Raw genomic sequence first — 18,269 nt, forward strand, 5'->3', positions numbered from 1 at the left:
CAACGGAGCGATCAACGCCCACGACTCATCCGTCAATTCATGCCGACGTACCACGAACAGAGCAACGAGCGATCGACTTTCCGGACACGGCCTAGGACCGGCCCTCGCGGCGAACACACTTACGCCGCCTCGGCACTGACGTGGCGTCAACTCGCCACCGAGGTTCAACGCCCGGCCACGCCGGTGAAGCTCCACTCAGCCGGATACCTCCGGGCCCGCCGGTCCCCCACTCGGAGGCCCCCATGCGCCGTCGCCTCGCCGGTCCCTTCGCCGGACCGCTCGCCGCGGTCGTCCTCGCCGTCCCCGCCGCCCTCCTGCCCGCCGCCGACGCGGTGGCGGTCCCGGCGGACAAACCCCAGGTGCTCCAGGCCTGGACCCAGCCCGAGCTGAGCAGCTACCAGGCCTGGGACGCCGCCCGCAGGAACCAGGCCGCCTGGCGGGCGTACGCGTTCGACTGGACGACGGACTACTGCTCCGGCGCGCCCGAGAACCCGCTCGGTTTCCCGTTCAAGGACGCCTGCGCGCGCCACGACTTCGGCTACCGCAACTACAAGGCGGCCGGCGCCTTCCCGGCCAACAAGCCCCGCCTCGACAAGGCCTTCCACGCCGACATGAACCGCGTCTGCGCGACGTACTCCGCCTCCCTGCGCACCCGCTGCCAGGGCGTCGCCTGGATCTACTACCAGGCGGTCGTCGTCGGCGGCAGGTCCTCGGGGCCGTCCGTGGCGCCCCACGGCTCCCCCCTCGCCTGACCCGCCCGGCCGTCGCATCCTGGAGTCATGGCCCGAGTCAACGACGAGGTCCAGGCGCTGCTCCAGGAGTACGCCGACCTCATCGCGATCACCGGAGGCGACGCCTTCAAGGCGCGCGCCTACGAGAAGGCCGCCCGCGCCGTCGGCGGGTACCACCGGGACGTCTCCACGCTCGACGCCAAGCAACTGCGCGAGATCCCCAACGTCGGCAAGTCCATCGCCGACAAGATCACCGAGTACCTCGCCTCCGGTCACGTCCCCGCCATCGAGGAGCGCCGCGACGCCATCCCCGCCGGCGTCCGCGAGCTGATCACCATCCCCGGGCTCGGCCCCAGGAAGGCCATCGTGCTCTACGAGGAGCTGGGCGTCTCCTCCGTCGACCAGCTCCTCGACGCCCTCCACCACGAGCGGCTGCGCGACCTGAAGGGCTTCGGCGAGAAGACCGAGGAGAACATCCTCCACGGCATCGCCCTGCTGCAGAAGGCCGGCGACCGCATCCTCCTCGACGCCGCCATGGACACCGCCGAGCAGATCGTCGCCGAGCTGTCCCGCATCACCGGCTGCGCCGGCTGCTGCTACGCCGGGTCACTGCGCCGCATGCGCGAGACCATCGGCGACATCGACGTCCTGGTGGCCGCCGAGCGGTCCGCGCCGTTCATGGAGGCCCTCGCCGGCCTCCCGTACACCGCGGAGATCATCGCGCACGGCGAGAAGAAGACCTCCCTCCGCACCACCAAGGGCCTCCAGATCGACGTCCGCGTCCTGCCCCCGGACTCCTGGGGCGCGGGCCTGCAGTACTTCACCGGCTCCAAGGCGCACAACATCCGCACCCGCGAGATCGCCGTGCGCCACAAGCTCAAACTCTCCGAGTACGGCCTCTTCGACGCCAAGAGCGGCAAGAAGATCACCTCCGAGACGGAGGAGGACATCTACGCCCGCCTCGGCCTGCCCTGGATCCCGCCCACCCTGCGCGAGGACCGCGGCGAGATCGCCGCCGGACTGCGCGGCGACCTCCCGGACCTCGTCCAGGAACGCGACATCAAGGGCGACCTGCACACCCACACCGACCTCACCGACGGCCTCGCGCCGCTGGAGGACATGGTCGCCGCTGCCGCCGAGCGCGGCTACGCCTACTACGCGGTCACCGACCACGCCCCCGACCTCGCCATGCAGCGCATGACCAAGGAGAAGATCCTCGCCCAGCGCGAACGCGTACGCGCACTGGACCGCGCCCACCACGGCATGCGCCTCCTGCACGGCACCGAGCTCAACATCGGCCCCGAGGGCACCGTCGACTGGCCCGACGACTTCCTCGCCGGCTTCGACCTGTGCGTGGCCTCCGTCCACTCGCACTTCACCCTCGGCCGCCAGGCCCAGACCCGCCGGCTCGTCCGCGCCTGCGAGAACCCGCACATCGCCGTCCTCGGCCACCCCACCACCCGGCAGCTCGGCAGACGCCCGCCCATCGACGCCGACTTCGACGCGGTCTTCGAAGCCTGCGCCCGCACCGGCACCGCCCTGGAGATCAACGCCCACCCCAACCGCCTCGACCTCCGCGACGAGGACATCCTGCGGGCCAAGCGGTACGGCGTGAAGTTCGCCGTGAACTCCGACGCCCACGCCGTCACGCACCTGCCCTACCTGCGCTACGGCATCGGCACGGCACAGCGCGGCTGGCTCACCAAGGACGACGTCGTCAACACCTGGCCGCTGACCAGGCTGCGCCGCTTCCTGCGCGGCAGTGGCGTCACCGTTTCGTAAGGCCGCCGACCCGCCCGAACGGACCTCTCCGCGCCTACGGTGAAGCTCCCTTTCCCGTACAGGAGTTCACCATGCGCGCCCAGTCCCTCGCCGCCACTGTCCTCGCCGCTGCCGCCGCTCTGGCCCTGACCGGCTGCGGCGGCGACACGCAGCCGTCGGCGGACAAGCCACCGGCCGCCCCGGCCACCAGCAGCGCCACCACCGGAGGCACCGCCGGCAGCACCACCGAAAGCACCACCAGCCCCAGCGCCCCCGAAGCCCTCCGCTTCACCGGCACCACCGTCGACGGCAAGCCCTTCGATGGTACGAGCCTGGCCGGCAAGCCCACCGTCCTGTGGTTCTGGGCCCCCTGGTGCCCCAAGTGCAAGGCCCAGTCCGCCGAAACCGCCAAGGTCGCCGCCGAGTACGTCGGCAAGGCCAACGTCGTGGGCGTCGCCGGGCTCGACAAGCAGGCCGCCATGAAGGACTTCGTGACCCGGAACAAGGTGGACGCCTTCCCGCAGCTCTCCGACGAGATGGGCGACATCTGGAAGAAGTTCGAGGTCACGCAGCAGAGCGTGTACGTCGTCCTCGACAAGGACGGCAAGACCACCTTCTCCGGGTCGCTCCCCGGCGGCGAGGGACTCGCCGACAAGGTCGCGAAGCTCGTCGGCTGACCCACTGATGACCGACCTGCCCTTCGCTCTCGCCCTGTCCGCGGGCATGCTCGCCGCCGTCAACCCCTGCGGCTTCGCCCTGCTCCCCGCCTACCTCTCCCTCCTCGTCCTCGGCGACGACACACCCACCCGCACGGCCGCCGTCGGCCGCGCCCTGGTCGCCACCGCCGGGCTGACCGCCGGCTTCACCGCCGTCTTCGCCCTCTTCGGCCTCGCCGTCGCCCCGGTCGCCGGCCAGGTGCAGGAGCACCTGCCCTGGTTCACCGTCGTGTTCGGCGTCGTCCTCGCGCTCGTCGGCGGCTGGCTGCTGGCCGGCCGTACGCTCCCGGCGATGCTGCCGAAGATCCGCCGGGCGCCCGGCGTCACGCGCTCGCTGCCCTCGATGGCCCTGTTCGGCGCCGCGTACGCCATCGCCTCGCTCGGCTGCACCATCGCGCCGTTCCTCGCGATCGTCGTTTCCGCCTTCCGCAGCGGCTCGACCGCCGAGGGCACGCTGCTCTTCGCCTCGTACGCCGCCGGCATGGGCGCCATCGTCGGCGCCGCCGCCCTCACGGTGGCCCTCACCCGCACCACCCGCGTCAGCGGGCTGCGCAAGCTGGGCGCGGCCGCCTCCCGCCTCGGCGGGGCCCTGCTGCTCCTGGTCGGTGCCTATGTGGCGTACTACGGCTGGTACGAGATCCGCGTCCTGCGCGGCGGCGCCGCCGACGACCCGGTGGTCGACGCGGCGGGAGTGGTGCAGGGAACGATCGCCGACGCCCTCGACGGCATCGGCGTACCGGTGGTGGCGGCCGTCCTGGGGCTGCTGGTGGTGACCGCACTTGTGTTGCGGCGCCGTCGCCGCAGCCGTACCGCCGCCGAGGGGTGAGCGGCACCTCACCCCTCGGCGGGGCCGTCAGGACGGGATCGCCTTCAGCTTCGTGGTGAAGACGTGCTCGGCGATGTCCTCGCCGAGCTTCAGCCCGTCCGTCGCGTCCCACGGGTAGTGGACGCCCAGATACACGCGGCTGTCGGCGTTCTCCCGCGCCGCCTGGCTGAAACTGGTGTACGACCGCGTCCGCACGGGCGCGTGCGGATCCTCGGTCGTCAGGCTGAAAGAGACCCCGTCACCATCGAAGAAACGTTTCATGATCCCGGCCCACGCGCCCGCGAACGCCGCGTGGCCCGACGCCCATGCCGGGAAGCACGGCGTGGTGTTCACCCCCGCCCGGTTGGCCGACAGCGGCTTCCACGCCGGGTCGAGACCCCCCTCCCGGATCGCGGACACCGGCCGCCACAGGTCGATCGTCGTCAGGTACTTCACGTCCCACTCAGCGATCGCCGCGTCGGCCATGGCGATCGACACCAGCGCGAACAGCCGCGCGTTCTGGTACGTGTTCAGGCCGCGCGCCTGCGCGACCTCCTTGGTGTGCTGGAGCAGCTGCCCCGGCGGCTTGTACGTGCCGTCGAGGTCGTTCGCCCAGAACCAGGCGATCGCCGTCTGGTCGGTCGTCCGCTCCGCCGAGTCCGCCGCGCCCAGCCGCCGCACCGTGTCGACCTGGCTCTTGTACGCGGGGCTCGCCAGCATCTTCTCGTACGTGCCGTACATGCCCGGCGTCGGCGGCCGGAACTGCGCGCCGGAGGTGAGCGCGAACGGCTTCACCTCGCCCCAGCGCGGCGTGGCCGCCTCGCTCGCCTGGTCGCAGCCGGGGTCGGGCAGGTCCGGGTAGCTGGTCGGCCGCCACGCGCCGGGCACCCCCTCCGCCGTGTACACCCGCTGGTCGTCGGCCTTGTCACCGGCGCGGGCGTTGCGCAGCTGGGTCACCATCTGGTTGACCACCGTGGTGTCCAGCAGGTCGAAGTCGGTCGGCTGCGTCCCGAAGCGCTGCGTGAACGTGCTGTTCAGGTACGCCTTCTGCTCGGGGAAGAGGTCCAGCAGGACGTTGTAGGCGGTGCGCCCCACCACCCGCTCCTCCTCGCCCGGGCCCTCGTTCCAGGCCGCGTAGTTCGAGGCGGCGATGTACGGCTCCGAGGTCATCCGGTGCCAGCGGAGGCGGTAGGAGCTCTCCGCGTCGTACATCGCGGCGTTCAGCATCGCGGCGGCACGGGCCAGCGGGCCGGGGGCGCCGCCGCGCGTGCGCATGAGCTGGAGGAGCACGTCGTTCCAGTAGTGCACCGGGTCACCGGTGTAGTTCGGGGGAGCGGCGACCGCGTGCTGCGGCGGCAGCGCGACCGAGGTCCCGGCGGCCGCGGCCAGCGCGACGGCGAAGGCGACGACGCGTCTTCGGTGGGTACGGCGGCGTGAGGTCACGGTGCTGATCCTTTCGGCGAGGCGATGTCGCGTCAGGTGCTACCCGCGGTACACATCCGCACGCGACCGGCCTGCGGAATGACCGGTTTCGGCCACCTCAAGGTCCGGCTCCCGCCCACGCGGCCAGCAGCGCCGCCGCCGCGCCCACCAGCGGATCGTCACCGTGGCCGAGCCCCTGGGCAGCGGCCAGCGCGGCGGCCACGACCTCCGTATCCCGCCGCTGGACACCCGCCGCCAGCAGCGGCGCCCACACCTCCGGTCCGGCCGCCCCGGACACCTCGCCCGCCCAGCGGGCGACGTCCCGCGGCTCCGCCTGGGGCAGCGGCGGCGGTCCCGGCGGCCGCTCGACCGGAACGGGCCCGGACCGGACGGCGGCGGCCAGGGCCGCGGCCAGCGTCGTGTGGTAGCAGGTCCCGAAGACGTACGCCGCCGCCTTGGCGCCGTCCAGACCGGCCCACACCTCCGCGCGGTGCACCGGGCTCGGCACCGCGCCGTCCGGACGGGCCGCCTCCGCCAGCGCGGCCCACGCGTCGTACACGAGCGCGTCACCGGTGGCCCCTGCGGGCCCGGCCCCCGGCGGGTGCTCCAGCGCCGTGTCGCACAGCAGCAGCTCCGCCAGCAGGTCCAGGCCCCCGCGCACCAGCTGCGCGCCCAGCAGCACCCGCACCGTCCCGCGCAGCCGCGCCACCTCCCCGGCCCCGCCGAGCAGGTCCCGGCGGCGGGCGAAGTCCGTGGCGTAGAACAGCGCGTGCGTCAGGGCGTACGTCTCGCTCGCCGTCAGCTGGAGCACGTCCGGGTCCAGCGCCGCGACGCTCCCCCGGTACAGCGTCCCCAGGTCCGGCAGCCGGGCCGGGGCCGTGAAGCCGCCCCGGTCGGCGAAGTACCGCAGCTCCAGCCGCCCCAGCACCGGCTTGTACGCGCGGCAGTGGCCCCCCGCGTCCGCCGCCAGCAGCTCCCCGCACACCGCACGCAACCGCGGCTGCGGCCGGCCCAGCACCTCCAACAGCGCCACCAGGTTCAGGTGGTACGGAAACAGCTCGTCACCGCGGCGCAGCCCCCGCGCGAACTCCGCCTCCCCGGCGGCGTCCTCCGCCAGGTCCAGCGCCCGCCGCGCGAGCGGCGCGTCCTTCGCCACCACCCCCGCCCGGTCCAGCACCCGCACCAGGCCCAGCAACTCCAGCAGCGGCCCCGGCCGGAACGGCCGCCGCGGCAGGAACTCCTCCCAGCGGCCCGGCGCGAACCACTCCAGGTTCGCCTCCACCCAGCGCAGCGCCCCCGCGAGCACCCGCCGGTCCGCCGGTCCCGGCCCCGCGCTCACCGCCCGCTCCGCACCCGCAGCAGCGCCAGCACCACCACCAGGACCCCGCCCAGCACGCCCAGATCCGCCCACCACGGCAGCAGCCCGCCCCCGCCCAGCAGCGTCTGCCGGGCCAGGTCGACGGCGTACGTCATCGGGTTGGCGTACATCACCCACGCCAGCCACCGCGGCGCGTCCTCGGCGCTGAAGACCGAGCCCGACAGGAACAGCATCGGGAACATGGCCAGCTGCACCGTCGCCTGAAGCGTCTGCATCCGCGTGATCACGGTCGCCAGGCACAGCCCGATGACGCTGAACACGGTCGCGGCCAGCGCGTAACACCCCACCGCCGCCACGAACCGCCCGGGCGTCAGCTCCACACCCATCAGCGGCGCGAACGCGAGCATCAGCACGCTCTGCACGGTCACCGTCCCGGCCCCCGCCACCACCTTCCCCAACGGCAGGCACACGCGTGGCACCGGCGCCACCAGCAACTCGCGCAACACCCCGAACTCCCGGTCCCACGCGTACGACTGGCCGGACGCCACCCCGATGGACACCACCTGGATCGCGATGATGCCCGGGAAGACGTACGCGCTGAACGGCACGGGCTCGGCGCCCGCCGCGCCGACCGAGCCGATCATGCCGTCGAAGCCGACCGCGTACACCAGCACGAAGAACAGGATCTGCACGGCCTGGCTGAACAGCACACCCGGCCGCTTCACCTGGCGCAGCAGATCGCGGTGGGCGATGACACCGATCGCGGCGAGCGAAGGCCCCGCCGTCACGGCCCTCACGACGCACTCCCCGCCGCCGCCACGTACACGTCGTTCATGGACGGATGGCGCACGGACACGGTCAGCCCCGGCACGTCCAGGGCCCGCACCACCGCGGCGATCCGCGCCTCGGGATCGGCGCAGTGCACCGCCACCCCGCCCGGCTCGACCAGCGGCTCGAAGCCCGCCGTCCGCAACTGCCGCACCGCCGCCTCCTCGTCAGCACAGCTCACCACGATCCGCGACGCCTCCAGACTGCTCTTCAGCTCGGCCACACCGCCGCGGCGCACGACCCGGCCGGCCCGCAGGATGACGATCTCGTCGGCGTACTCCGCCTCGTCCATGTAGTGCGTCGCGAACAGCACGGTCACGCCCAGCTCGGCGCGCAGCCGCAGCAGGTCCGCCCAGACGGTCGCGCGCGCGGCAGGGTCCAGGCCGTTGGTCGGCTCGTCCAGGACGATCAGACCGGGCCGGTGCAGCAGGGCACGGGCGATCTCCACCCGCCGGGCCAGCCCGCCGGACAGCTCCTCCACCGGCTGACGGCGCCGGTCCACCAGCTCGAACAGCTCCAGCAGCAGCGCGATCCGCTCCCGCGCGTCCGCCCGCCGCATCCCGAACAGCCGCGCATGGAACCACAGATTCCGCTCCACCGACAGCTCCTTGTCCAGCGTCCGCTCCTGGAACACCAGCCCCAGGCGCCGCCGCGCCGCCATCGGCGCCTCGCGCACGTCGTGCCCGAAGATCCGCACCGTCCCGGCGTCGGGCCGCGCCGCCGTCGACAACACGCCCAGCAGACTGGACTTGCCCGCGCCATTGGGCCCGAGCAGCGCCGTGATCCGGCCCGGGGGAGAAGCCATCGACACACCGTGCACGGCGGTCACCCGGCCGTGGCGCACCACCACGTCGGCCAGCTCGAACGCCGGCGCTCCGCCGCCCGTCCCGCTCACCTCCGCCGCCCTCACGGCACTCACGCGAGCCCCAGCGTGCGGTCCCACGGCAGCGGTACGCCGTCCTCGACGGGCAACAACGACAGCGCCACGCCCGCCGCGCCCTCCAGCATCCCCGCCGTGTCCACGGCCCGGTGCGGCACCGGCGAACGCGCCGCCGCCGGAAAGCGCATCAGATGCCGGAAGCCGAACGGCGCCTCCTCCTCGGCACACGCGAGCACCTTGTCCACGAGCCGCTCCCGCCCCGCCGCCAGCTCCGCGTCACCCGTCATCGCCGCGGCCCGCGCCACGATCCGCAGCAGGCCCGCGTAGCCATGGCACACCGTCGCGCCCTCGATCGCCCACAGCGCCTCGTCGCGCCGCAGCGCCGCACGCAGCCCCTCGACGGCCGCCGCGCACCACTCCGGCCGCTCCATCGCCCGCCCTGCCCGCACCAACGCCGCGGCCACACCCGGAGTGCCGTAACACCACGCCGTCCGCGTGAACAGCGCGTTCGGGCGCCGCTCCGCCACCTCGTACTCCAGCCCTGCGCGCGCCGGCCAGTACGGCCCCGCCTCATCGCGAAGCGTCCAGCCCAGCAGCCAGTTGGCGATCCGCTCGACGGCCTCGCGCAATTCGTCTACGTCGCGCCCCGCCTCGTACGCCGAACAGAGCACCGCCAGCGGGCCCGCGATGCCGTGCGCCATCCCGAGGTTGAGGTCACCGCGCGGATAGTCGCGCCGGTCCCGCTCACTGACCTGCAACTCCGGTGGCACCCACCACCCCGGCACCTCGTGCCCGTCCACCCGCACCGGCTTGGTCAGGCGCACCAGGTGCCGCAGCGACTCGGTCAGCGCCGACTCGACGGCGGGCGAGGCCTCCGCCGGATCGGCCGCCGCGTCCAGCAGCAACCGGGTCGTCCCGGAGAGGCCGTTGATCAGGTCGTACGCCGCCCAGTCCACGCCCGGGCCGGTACGCGTTCGGAACACCGCCAGCCGGTCCAGCTGGTCCTCGGCCAGCCAGGCGGCCAGCTTCCGGCGCAGCCCGGCGTAATGCCCCTCCGGACCGGCGCAGGTCTGCGCGGCGGCCAGCAGCGCGGCCGGACCGGAGAACAGCCCCCGGCTCGGCGCCGTGGCCATCGCCCGCCCGGCCGCCGCCAGATGCCGGTGCGCCACCGGCCGCCACGCCTCGTCGGCGCGCGCGAGCTCGCCGTACAGCAGCGCGGTCCCGGGCAGGCCGTTGGCGAGCGTCAACGGCCCCCACATCACCGCGTCGTACACCGGGTCCCGGTTGTCGTCGCGCGAGGCGACCGCCGCCACCCGGTCGGGGTCGGCGAGCCGCTCCGCCACCAGCTCCACGGCCTGGGCCGTACGGACCGCTGTCGTCATGACCGGTGCCTCCGGCGGTTGAGGTGATCCTGCACCGCGCCCCGGGCGATCCCCAGCACGGTCAGCTCGCGGGCGCTCTCCCCGCCGAAGAGCCGGTTGCAGACCATGTGCAGCAGGCTGCCCACGACCCGCCCCTCCGGCGTGCCGCCCGCCTCCCGTACGACACGGGCCAGCTCCCGTACGGCCTCGTCACGCGGGCGCAGCGCGTCCAGCGCGCCCGCACCCGCCGGGTCCCGGTCCCCGGTGAGCCCGGGCCAGCCGCCGTACGGATCGACCGTACGGCGCCAGTGCGCGGCGCGGCCCCGGTACGCGGGCGGCAGGTCGCGGCGCCCGCCGGTCATCGACAGCCAGGCCGCCGCCGCGTCGTCGCCGCAGTCCTCCGCGAGGAGCGGATGACCGGGGTCCGGAGGCCCGAAGGCGTGCGCCAGCGCGGCGCAGGAGAGGACGGCCAGGTCGTCGACGCCGTACGCGTTGGCCGGGTCCTTCGCCAGTCGCAACAGCGCGAGCGCCGCCTCGCTGTCGCACTGGAAGACCCGCTCCGCGAGCCGCTGCGCGGCCGGACCGCCGTACCGCTCCACCTCCGGGTCGTACGCGGCCAGGGCGTGCCCGCGTACCAGCCCCCGCTCCCGCCACCGCGCCAGCAGCGCCCCCACGGCCGGGGCCCCCTCGCCCCACAGCCGCGCCGGGTCGGGGCCGTGCAACCGCAGCCGCAGGTGGTGGCCGCCCTCGTCGGTGTAGCGGATGAAGAACCAGCCGTCGGCGCCGTGCCCGGCCGCCGTCGCGACCAGCTCGGGGACGTGGTCCCGCAGCAGGTCGTCCTGCGTCCGCGCCGAGCCGTACAGCTTCAGGTACAGCCACTCGCCGCCCAGGCCGTGCACGGTCCGCGCGGGCTGGTGGCTCCCCGCGTACGGGCGGCGGCGCTGCCCCTCCGCGTCGCGGCGCGTCAACGGCACCACCAGCTCCGCCAGATGCCCGGCCAGCGGGCTGTCCAGCCACCCCTCGTACTCGCCCGGCACCTCCTGCGCGATCAGGTCCGGGTGACGGGCGACCTGGTCCCGCAGCAGCTCCCGGTGGAACGCGTCGTCCAGGTCCAGCAGCAGCCGCTGGTCCGCCGTGACGGCCAGGACCCGGCGCGGCACGTCCCAGGTGGCGCGCCAATCGGCCACCGCGCGCGACCAGTCCCCGCCCGCCGGGTCCCGCAGCGCGTCGAGCCGCCACACGGCCGGCGCCAGGACGAACCTCCCGTACCGCACGCGCGGCACGAACGGCGCGTCGGCGAGCGTGCCCCAGTTCCACGGCTCCCACAGCCGCTGCCCCTCCAGGCCGATCTCCCACAGCAGCCGTACGGCGTTGGGCGCCTGGGCCGGGGCGCTCACCATGTTGCCGAGGACCGGGACGATCTCGCGGCCCGTGGGCAGGTGCACGGCGGTCAGCCGCTCCAGCGTCGCCCCGATGCCGATGTCGGCGAGCCGCAGCTCCTCGACCCCGCCGCCCGGCACGTCGGGCACGCCGACGCCGATGCGGCGGCCGGTGGCCGGGACGGTGTGCGCCAGGTTCGCCGCCCGGCCCGAGCGGGGCCGGAACGCCAGGTCCACCGGGACCGCCCCCGCGACGTGCACCGGATCGTCACGGTGCAGCGCCGCGAACTCCGCGCGCCAGACCGGGTCCATGTCCGCGAAGCGCGCGAAGGTCGACCCGGCGCGGTGCGACCCGGGCGACGGCGCCAGGAAGACCCGGAACTCCCCGTCGTCCAGCGCCTCCACCGACGGGGCCACCACCTGGACGGTCACCTCGCACGAACTCGGCAGTTCGGCGGGATCGTCGGGGCCCACGTGCTCGTGACGCAGCTCCGCCAGGTCCTCGTCGGCCAGGACGACCTCGCGCCGCCCGGCGCGCAGCGCGCCCGCCACCAGCCGCGCCATCGCACGGTCCCGGCGCGCGGAGCGCGGATCGTGCGGCTCCACGGGCGCCGCCTCGCTGTTGGGCCAGCCGTAACCGGCCGGAGCCCCGAGCCCGGTCGACTCGTCGACGAGCTCCAGGACCGGCACCAGGCGGTCGGCGCCGTACACGTCGAGGAAGCGGCGGTGGTAGTCGCGCAGCGCGAACAGCCCGAGCTTGGGCCGGGACAGCCGCCACATCACCTCGGTGGCCCGCTCGACCACCTCCCGTACGGAGTACGGGAGGTGCAGTGCGGCGTCGAGCCGGGTGTCGACGTGCAGGGGCGTGTCGTCCGGCTCCACCGCCCGCGCCGTCGCCAGCAGCCGGGTCAGCTCGGCGTGACCCGCGCCGACGGGGCGGTCGTCGTACGCGTGCCGCTCGCGCTCGACCGCCAGCAGGCCCTCGTGGACGCGGCGCGTCTCGGCGGACGGGCCCCGCACGGTCGCGAGCAGCCCGAGCACATGGTGCAGCGGGTCGCCACCGTCCAGGGGCGGGCGCAGCGCGGTGACGAGGATCTCCTGGCGCACCAGCTCCGCCAGCAGCCCCCGGATCCGCTCGACCGGTGCCCCGGGGAACCCCTGGGCGGTGTGCGGCACGAGCTCCTCGTACGGCACCGGCGCCACCGCCCCGGCCACCGCCCGCGCGACGACCGGTGTGTGCCGCACCGACACCGTGGAGCGGCCCTCGCCGGTCTCCGGGAGCCGTACGCCCTGGTTGGAGGGTGCGGTGAGGACCAGACGGTCCCCGCGTACGGCGAGGGCCTGGTGCGCCTGGACGGTCAGCGCGGCGAGGACGGCCGGGTCGCGCTCCAGGCGGTGGACGACCCGCGTGAGCCACTGCAGGTCGACGTGCGTGCGGGTGAGGTGGGCCGTGCCGCGCGCCGCCTTGGCCGTCGAGTCGAAGTGCCCGGCCGCCACGCCCGCGAACAGCCCGAAGGGCGTGGGGCGGGTGCGCATCCTGATGTCGTAGCGCGCCACCGCGAGCGCGGCCCGGCGCAGCCGGGCCGCCTTGACGCCCGCGGGCCCGTGCGCGGCGACGCGGCGGACGAGGGCGCTCAGGCTGGGGGAGGCGAGTTCGAGCGCCTCGGCGAGCAGCGGATCGGCGGCGGCGCGGTCGAGCACCGCGGCGCACGCGCCGAGGTCCGGGGGACCGTCGCCGGTCCCGCCGGTCCCGGCCGTCCCCGGGGCCAGCGGGGCCCGGTACAGGAAGACGTCCTTCGCCTCGAACAGTGCCGGTCGTGCCGGCGGTGCCGGCGGTGTCGGTCGTGTCGGCGGTGTCTCCGGTGCCGCTTCCCCCACGGGTCTCCCCTCTCCTCCTCCGAACGGACCTGAACGCCCGTGGGACCGGGGCGGGCAGTCGCCGGCCCCGGCCCCACGGACGCGTCGCGGTTGCGGTTCAGCAGCAGTGGCTGCAGCCGGAGCCGCCGCCCTCGCTGGTGCAGCCCGGGGTGCAGTAGGAGATGCTCGTGATGGCCGGGCCGGCGACGGACTGCTCCACGCCGATCTCCAGGTCGAGGTCGAACAGGTTTCCGTCGTTCTGCGACTGAGCAGGGGTGTTGATTCCCATGCTGAACTCCTCCGTGAAACCGAATGGATGTTCGTGGATCGCGATCCGGTGCCTCACGGAATCACGCCGCGTGATGCCCGTTCAATGGCTTCCGCCCGGCTTGGCAGTCCTGGCAGTTCGCTGGCAGGACGGCCATGACGGGACGGCCGCACCGCGATCGCGCGCACATCGGTTTCCGGTCGTACATCAATTCGGTGGCACGGGACCGTGAACCGATGAGTCAGTTCTGGATACGTACGTGATGTGTGTTCGGACGAAGCTCTGCTGACCGCCGTGGCCCGCGGCGACCAAACCGCCCTCCGCGCCCTCTACGAGCGGCATGCCGCCGCCATGCTCCGCCTCATCCGCAGGCTCACCTCCGACCAGGGAGTCTCCGAGGAGATCCTCCAAGAGGCATGGTTCGCCGTATGGCGCTCGGCGAGCGGCTTCCGGGGCGACTCCAGCGTGCGCGGGTGGCTCCTCGGCGTCGCCAGACGCCAAGCCCACAACCAGCTCCGCAGATCCCGCCCACAACTCACCGACATCGCCGAAGCCCAGGACGTCCCCGACCCCGCACCCAGCGTGGAGGACCAGATCCTGAAAGAAGCCGAACGCACCGAACTCGCCGCAGCCGTACGCGCCCTCCCCGAACACCTCCGCGAAGTGCTCGCACTCGTCCTCATCGAAGAACTGCCCTACCCCGAAGTGGCCACCGTGCTCGCCATCCCCGTGGGTACCGTCAAAAGCCGGATGTCCCACGCGCGAAGGCGGCTGGGCAGCATGCTCGCCGCCACGCGGCTGGAAGGAACGGGACGACGATGACCGACCACCACCACCCCCACCACACCACCGAACACCTCACCGACGACGTCCTGGCGCGCCTCGCCGCCACCCCCACACCCCACCCCGACCACACCACCCCCCACCACACGCACATGGCGCACTGCCCCGACTGCCGAACCCGCCTCGCCATCTGGCAGGACATCGGAGCGGCGGTACGCATCACCGAAACCCCGGCCGAAGCAACCACCCACGCCGAAGCCGCCCCCACCCCGCCCCCCTTCGACACCCTGCTCGGCCCCGCCCTCGCCGACCTCACCCGCCCCGCCGGCACCACGGACCTCAACGGCCTCACCGAGGCCCCGGCCCACTCCCCGGCCCAGCCCCAGCCCCCGGCCAAGCCCCAGGTCCGCACCCCCGGCGTCGCCCGCCCCTGGCGCACCGCATGGCAACTCGCCGTCAGACAAGCCACACTGATGCCCAGCCTCTGGGCACCCCTCAGCGCCGCCGGATTCGTCGGAGCCGCCCTCCTCGCGTCCACGCACGTACCGGACCGTTTCGCCGTACGGCTCTTCGGCGCCGTGGCCGTCCTGCTGGTGATGTTCGGCGCGCTGATGGTCGCCTCACCCGGTCGGGACCCCCGCCGCGAGCTGCTCTTCACCCTCCCCGTGCCGCCCGCCGCCGTGTTCCTCGCCCGCCTCACCGTGGTGCTCGCCGTCGACGTGACCCTCGCCATGGCCTGCTCCGCCCTCGTCGACGGGCCAGGATGGTGGCCCGTGGTCTCCAGCTGGCTCGGCGAAGCCCTGCTCGCCGCCTCCCTCGCCCTCGCCCTCGCCGTCCGCCACTCACCGGCCGTCGGCGCGGCATCCGGCGCCACCCTCTGGATGCTCGGAGTGTTCGGCGGACCCCAGGGCATCCTCGCCACCCCCTTCGACGGCCTGCTCGACATCCTCCTGTCCACCACCCCGTGGACCCTCCTCGCGGCCGCCGCCCTCCTCGCCTGGGCCGCCACCGCCATGCGCTCCTTCGGCGCCACGGGCACACAGCCGTCGTAGCTCCGGCGGCCCGCACACGTCGGCGAATTCTTCCGCGCCGGCCGTGAACCACCCCAGGCCGCACCGCTACGTACAGGGTGTACCGCCGCTTTCGGCCGGCATCCCGGTAGCCGCCGCCGGGCGGCGGTACACCACGCACGGCCGGCACCCCTGAGCGGGAGCCGAAAACGGGAGGAGCCGACATGACCGCTGCGACGTGGTGGACCCACGAGGTGCGCCGCTGCGGGAGGCAGGCGTACGCCCTGCCCCTGCTGGCCGCCCTCCTCGCGTACGCGGCGATGGCCACCGGCCCCGGCGGCGGCGCGCTCCTCGGACGCGCCCTGCTCACCACCGCGCTGCCCGCCGCCACCGCACTCGCCAGCGCGGCGATCGTCGCCCGCGAGCCCCTGCTCGAACTGCACCTCTCCCTGCCCACGCCGTACGCACGCACCGTCGCCCGCCGCCTCGCCTGGCCCGCCACCGTCACCGCGTTCGCCGCCGTCGCGCTGGTGAGCCTCCTCGCGACCACCGGCCGGGACCTCGACCCCGTGCCCACCCTGCTCGAACTGGCCGGGCTCACCGCCCTGCTGAGCGGCGCCGCCGTCTGGGCGACCGTTCGGACCGGCTCCGCCGCCCCCGCCACCGGCCTCGTCGTCGCGGCCGTCCTCGCCAAACTCCTGCTGGTCGACCGCGTCGTACCCGACGGAGCCGCGCAGGCCGTGCCCGCGCTGCTCGCCGGGGCCTGGCTCACCGCCCTCGCGCTGCGCGCCCTCGGCCCCGGCGGACACACCGGCGCCCACCTCCGCCCCACCACAGGACCGCACGGACCGCACGGACCGCACGGACCGCACGAATCGCACCTCGGCACCCGGGAGGGAGCATGACCGCACTGCTGTGGACCCTGCGGTACGAGGCCCTCATGGCCGCCCGCCGCAAAGTCGTCTGGGGCGCCGTCCTGCCGCTCGCCCTGCTGAGCCTGCTGCTCGCCGCCACCTCACCCGTCGTCACCGGACACGGCGACCCCGCCGCCCGCACCGGCGCCGCCGCCGTCCTCGTCAACACCCTCTGCACCCTCGGCGTCGGCCTCGCCCTCGCCGACCGCCTCCGCCGCGACATCGAAGCCCGCGGCATGCCCGAACTACTCGCCGCCACCCCGGCGCGCCCCCTCCCACGCACCACCGGAACCCTCGCCGGCCCCCTCCTCACCGCCCTCGGCCCCATCGCCGCCCTCTTCCTCCTCTACGCCACCGTCGTCTCGGCCACCAGCGGAACCCTCACCCCACTCGGCTCCGCCGCCGTCGCCCTGACCACCGCCGTGCTCCCCGCCGCGCTCCTCGTCACCGCCCTCGCCGGACTCCTCGGCGTACTCCTGCCAGTGGCCGCCGCCCGCGCCGTCACGGTCGTACTGTGGCTATGGGCCTGTCACTTCCCCCCGACCTTCTCACCGCTCCCCACAGCGACCGGAACCGTCCTGTCACCGCTCGGCGGCTACGCCCTGGTGGCGTGGGCACACGCGCCGCAGGTGTGGGCGACCCGGCAGGGCACCGGCGCGCTGCGCCCCGCCGTCAGCGACACCACCGCCCTGCTGAACATCGCCCTCGTCCTGGCCATGGCCGCCGTCTGCTACGCACTGGGACACCTCGTCGCCCGCGCCAAACACCACGGAGCATCATGAACATCACCACCGAGCAGCTCACCAAAATCCATCCAGGCGGCCGCCGTGCCCTCGACGCCGTCGACCTCCACATCGACAGCGGCACCGTCGGACTCCTCGGCGCCAACGGCGCGGGCAAAACCACCCTCCTGCGCATCCTCACCGGAGTCCTGCGCCCCACCTCCGGGCGCGTCACCGTCGCCGGACACGACCTGTCCACCAGCGCCGGCCTCACCGCCGTCAAACGCACCCTCGGCTACCTCCCGCAAGAGCTCGCCCTCTACCCCGACCTCACCACCCGCGAATTCCTCGACTACATCGGCGTCCTCAAAGGCATCCACGACAAACGCGAGCGCCGCCGACAAGTCGACGAGCACATCGCCGAAGTCGGCCTCCAAGACCGCGCCCGCGAACGACTCGCCGGATTCTCCGGCGGCATGAAACGCCGCGTCGGCATCGCCCAAGCCCTCATGGGCAACCCCACCGTCCTCATCGTCGACGAACCCACCACCGGCCTCGACCCGCACGAACGCATGCGCTTCCGCACCCTCCTCGCCGGACTCGGCCGCGGCCGCACGGTCCTCCTCTCCACCCACATCCTCGACGACGTCGCCCAAACCTGCCCCGAAGTAGCCGTCCTCTCCACCGGCCGGCTCGTCTTCCACGACACCACCACCGCCCTCGTCAGCCAAGCCGCCGGCTGCACCTACCTCACCCGCGCCACCGGTGCCGGCGGCCCACCCCCCGGCGCTGAAGTGGTCAGCGCCGTCACCACCGCCGAAGGCACCGAATACCGCATCGTCACCACCACACCGCCCGCCGGAGCACGCCCCGTCGAGCCCTCACTCGAAGACGGCTACGCCGCCCTCCTCGCCGCCGACGGCGCCACCCACCACCCCACCAGCACACTCCGACAGTGAGGCAGCAACACCCGTGAACACAACGCACACCCACAACACCCACAACCGCAACCACAGCCGCCACCGCACCCACACCGGCCTGGCCGTCCTCATCAGCGGCCTCACCCTCACGCTCACCGTCAGCCTCACGGCCTGCGGAGGCGGCGGCCGCACCGACCCCGCCACCAAAGAACCCGTCCCCCTGCCCAGCCCCACAGCGGCCAGCCAGCAGATGAGCGAAAAGAACCTCGGCTACATGTGGCCCCTCACCGTCGACCACGGCACCGCCGAATGCCGTAAAGGCGAGCAGGCCGTCTTCACCACCCCCGACGGCACCACCTACGCGCTCAACGACCGTGCTGAAAAGGCCGGTTACCGCACCATCGACGCCGTACGCGCCACCGGCGAAGGCGGCGACAAGGTCAGCCTCGGCACCCTCCTCAGCACCACCATGAAACTCTGCCGATTCTCCCGGTGACCGAACCCGGCACGTGACACGGCCGGGCACGCGCACCCACCAGCAACACCACGCACCCGGTCATCGGCCCGACCACCGATGACCACGGGACGACCACG

General features: G+C 73.8%; 17 protein-coding genes. 10 read left to right on the forward strand and 7 right to left on the reverse strand.

The window, feature by feature from the left end; genetic code table 11:
* Window positions 1-242: 242 nt before the first annotated feature.
* From ACIRNI_RS19105 to ACIRNI_RS19120, 4 genes are all read left to right on the forward strand, one after another.
* Window positions 243-752, forward strand: coding sequence for a phospholipase (locus ACIRNI_RS19105; protein ID WP_403552554.1), 510 nt, complete (start codon window positions 243-245; stop codon window positions 750-752).
* 27 nt (window positions 753-779) lie between these two features.
* Entirely contained in the window at window positions 780-2,513 is a 1,734-nt protein-coding gene (polX, locus tag ACIRNI_RS19110) for a DNA polymerase/3'-5' exonuclease PolX (RefSeq protein WP_403552555.1), read from the forward strand.
* 71 nt (window positions 2,514-2,584) lie between these two features.
* Window positions 2,585-3,169: a redoxin domain-containing protein gene (locus ACIRNI_RS19115; RefSeq protein WP_403552556.1), complete on the forward strand. Its 585-nt coding sequence runs from the start codon at window positions 2,585-2,587 to the stop codon at window positions 3,167-3,169.
* Window positions 3,170-3,176: 7 nt separating this feature from the next.
* Window positions 3,177-4,034 (forward strand): cytochrome c biogenesis CcdA family protein, encoded by an 858-nt coding sequence (locus tag ACIRNI_RS19120; protein WP_403552557.1) that lies wholly within the window; start codon window positions 3,177-3,179, stop codon window positions 4,032-4,034.
* Window positions 4,035-4,061: 27 nt separating this feature from the next.
* On the opposite strand, the gene ACIRNI_RS19125 is transcribed toward ACIRNI_RS19120, so the two are convergent.
* The 7 genes from ACIRNI_RS19125 to ACIRNI_RS19155 form a co-directional block, all read right to left on the reverse strand.
* Window positions 4,062-5,456 carry a vanadium-dependent haloperoxidase gene (locus tag ACIRNI_RS19125; RefSeq protein WP_403552558.1) on the reverse strand — a complete coding sequence of 465 codons (1,395 nt, stop codon included), beginning with the start codon at window positions 5,454-5,456 and terminating at the stop codon, window positions 4,062-4,064.
* A 97-nt stretch (window positions 5,457-5,553) separates the two neighbouring features.
* The gene (locus tag ACIRNI_RS19130; RefSeq protein WP_403552559.1) at window positions 5,554-6,774 is read right to left on the reverse strand and encodes a DUF6895 family protein; all 1,221 of its coding nucleotides are present in this window, start codon (window positions 6,772-6,774) and stop codon (window positions 5,554-5,556) included.
* A complete protein-coding gene (locus tag ACIRNI_RS19135) occupies window positions 6,771-7,550 on the reverse strand; it encodes an ABC transporter permease (protein WP_403552560.1) in 780 nt (259 codons plus the stop codon). Before ACIRNI_RS19135 ends, ACIRNI_RS19130 begins: the two co-directional genes overlap by 4 nt.
* Window positions 7,547-8,500, reverse strand: a complete 954-nt coding sequence (locus tag ACIRNI_RS19140) for an ABC transporter ATP-binding protein (protein WP_403552561.1) — start codon at window positions 8,498-8,500, stop codon at window positions 7,547-7,549. The genes ACIRNI_RS19135 and ACIRNI_RS19140 overlap by 4 nt, the downstream gene beginning before the upstream one ends.
* On the reverse strand, window positions 8,497-9,843 hold the full coding sequence (locus ACIRNI_RS19145) for a lanthionine synthetase C family protein (protein WP_403552562.1): 1,347 nt from the start codon (window positions 9,841-9,843) through the stop codon (window positions 8,497-8,499). Before ACIRNI_RS19145 ends, ACIRNI_RS19140 begins: the two co-directional genes overlap by 4 nt.
* Window positions 9,840-13,079, reverse strand: coding sequence for a lantibiotic dehydratase (locus tag ACIRNI_RS19150; RefSeq protein WP_403552563.1), 3,240 nt, complete (start codon window positions 13,077-13,079; stop codon window positions 9,840-9,842). The genes ACIRNI_RS19145 and ACIRNI_RS19150 overlap by 4 nt, the downstream gene beginning before the upstream one ends.
* A gap of 97 nt (window positions 13,080-13,176) precedes the next feature.
* The gene (locus ACIRNI_RS19155; RefSeq protein WP_355364373.1) at window positions 13,177-13,347 is read right to left on the reverse strand and encodes a gallidermin/nisin family lantibiotic; all 171 of its coding nucleotides are present in this window, start codon (window positions 13,345-13,347) and stop codon (window positions 13,177-13,179) included.
* Between the two features lie 243 nt (window positions 13,348-13,590).
* Between ACIRNI_RS19155 and ACIRNI_RS19160 the strand changes: the two genes are divergently transcribed.
* The 6 genes from ACIRNI_RS19160 to ACIRNI_RS19185 all read left to right on the forward strand — a co-directional run bounded on the left by ACIRNI_RS19160 (window position 13,591) and on the right by ACIRNI_RS19185 (window position 18,171).
* Window positions 13,591-14,148, forward strand: coding sequence for an RNA polymerase sigma factor (locus ACIRNI_RS19160; RefSeq protein WP_403552564.1), 558 nt, complete (start codon window positions 13,591-13,593; stop codon window positions 14,146-14,148).
* On the forward strand, window positions 14,145-15,161 hold the full coding sequence (locus tag ACIRNI_RS19165) for a hypothetical protein (RefSeq protein ID WP_403552565.1): 1,017 nt from the start codon (window positions 14,145-14,147) through the stop codon (window positions 15,159-15,161). The genes ACIRNI_RS19160 and ACIRNI_RS19165 overlap by 4 nt, the downstream gene beginning before the upstream one ends.
* 182 nt (window positions 15,162-15,343) lie before the next feature.
* A complete protein-coding gene (locus ACIRNI_RS19170) occupies window positions 15,344-16,024 on the forward strand; it encodes a hypothetical protein (protein WP_403552566.1) in 681 nt (226 codons plus the stop codon).
* On the forward strand, window positions 16,021-16,815 hold the full coding sequence (locus tag ACIRNI_RS19175; protein ID WP_403552567.1) for a hypothetical protein: 795 nt from the start codon (window positions 16,021-16,023) through the stop codon (window positions 16,813-16,815). The genes ACIRNI_RS19170 and ACIRNI_RS19175 overlap by 4 nt, the downstream gene beginning before the upstream one ends.
* Window positions 16,812-17,714, forward strand: a complete 903-nt coding sequence (locus tag ACIRNI_RS19180) for an ABC transporter ATP-binding protein (RefSeq protein WP_403552568.1) — start codon at window positions 16,812-16,814, stop codon at window positions 17,712-17,714. Before ACIRNI_RS19175 ends, ACIRNI_RS19180 begins: the two co-directional genes overlap by 4 nt.
* Window positions 17,715-17,727: 13 nt before the next feature.
* Window positions 17,728-18,171: a DUF2511 domain-containing protein gene (locus ACIRNI_RS19185; protein WP_403552569.1), complete on the forward strand. Its 444-nt coding sequence runs from the start codon at window positions 17,728-17,730 to the stop codon at window positions 18,169-18,171.
* The last annotated feature ends 98 nt before the right edge of the window (window positions 18,172-18,269 follow it).

It is taken from the genome of Streptomyces sp. NPDC093546 (assembly GCF_044765045.1).
Lineage (GTDB): Bacteria > Actinomycetota > Actinomycetes > Streptomycetales > Streptomycetaceae > Streptomyces.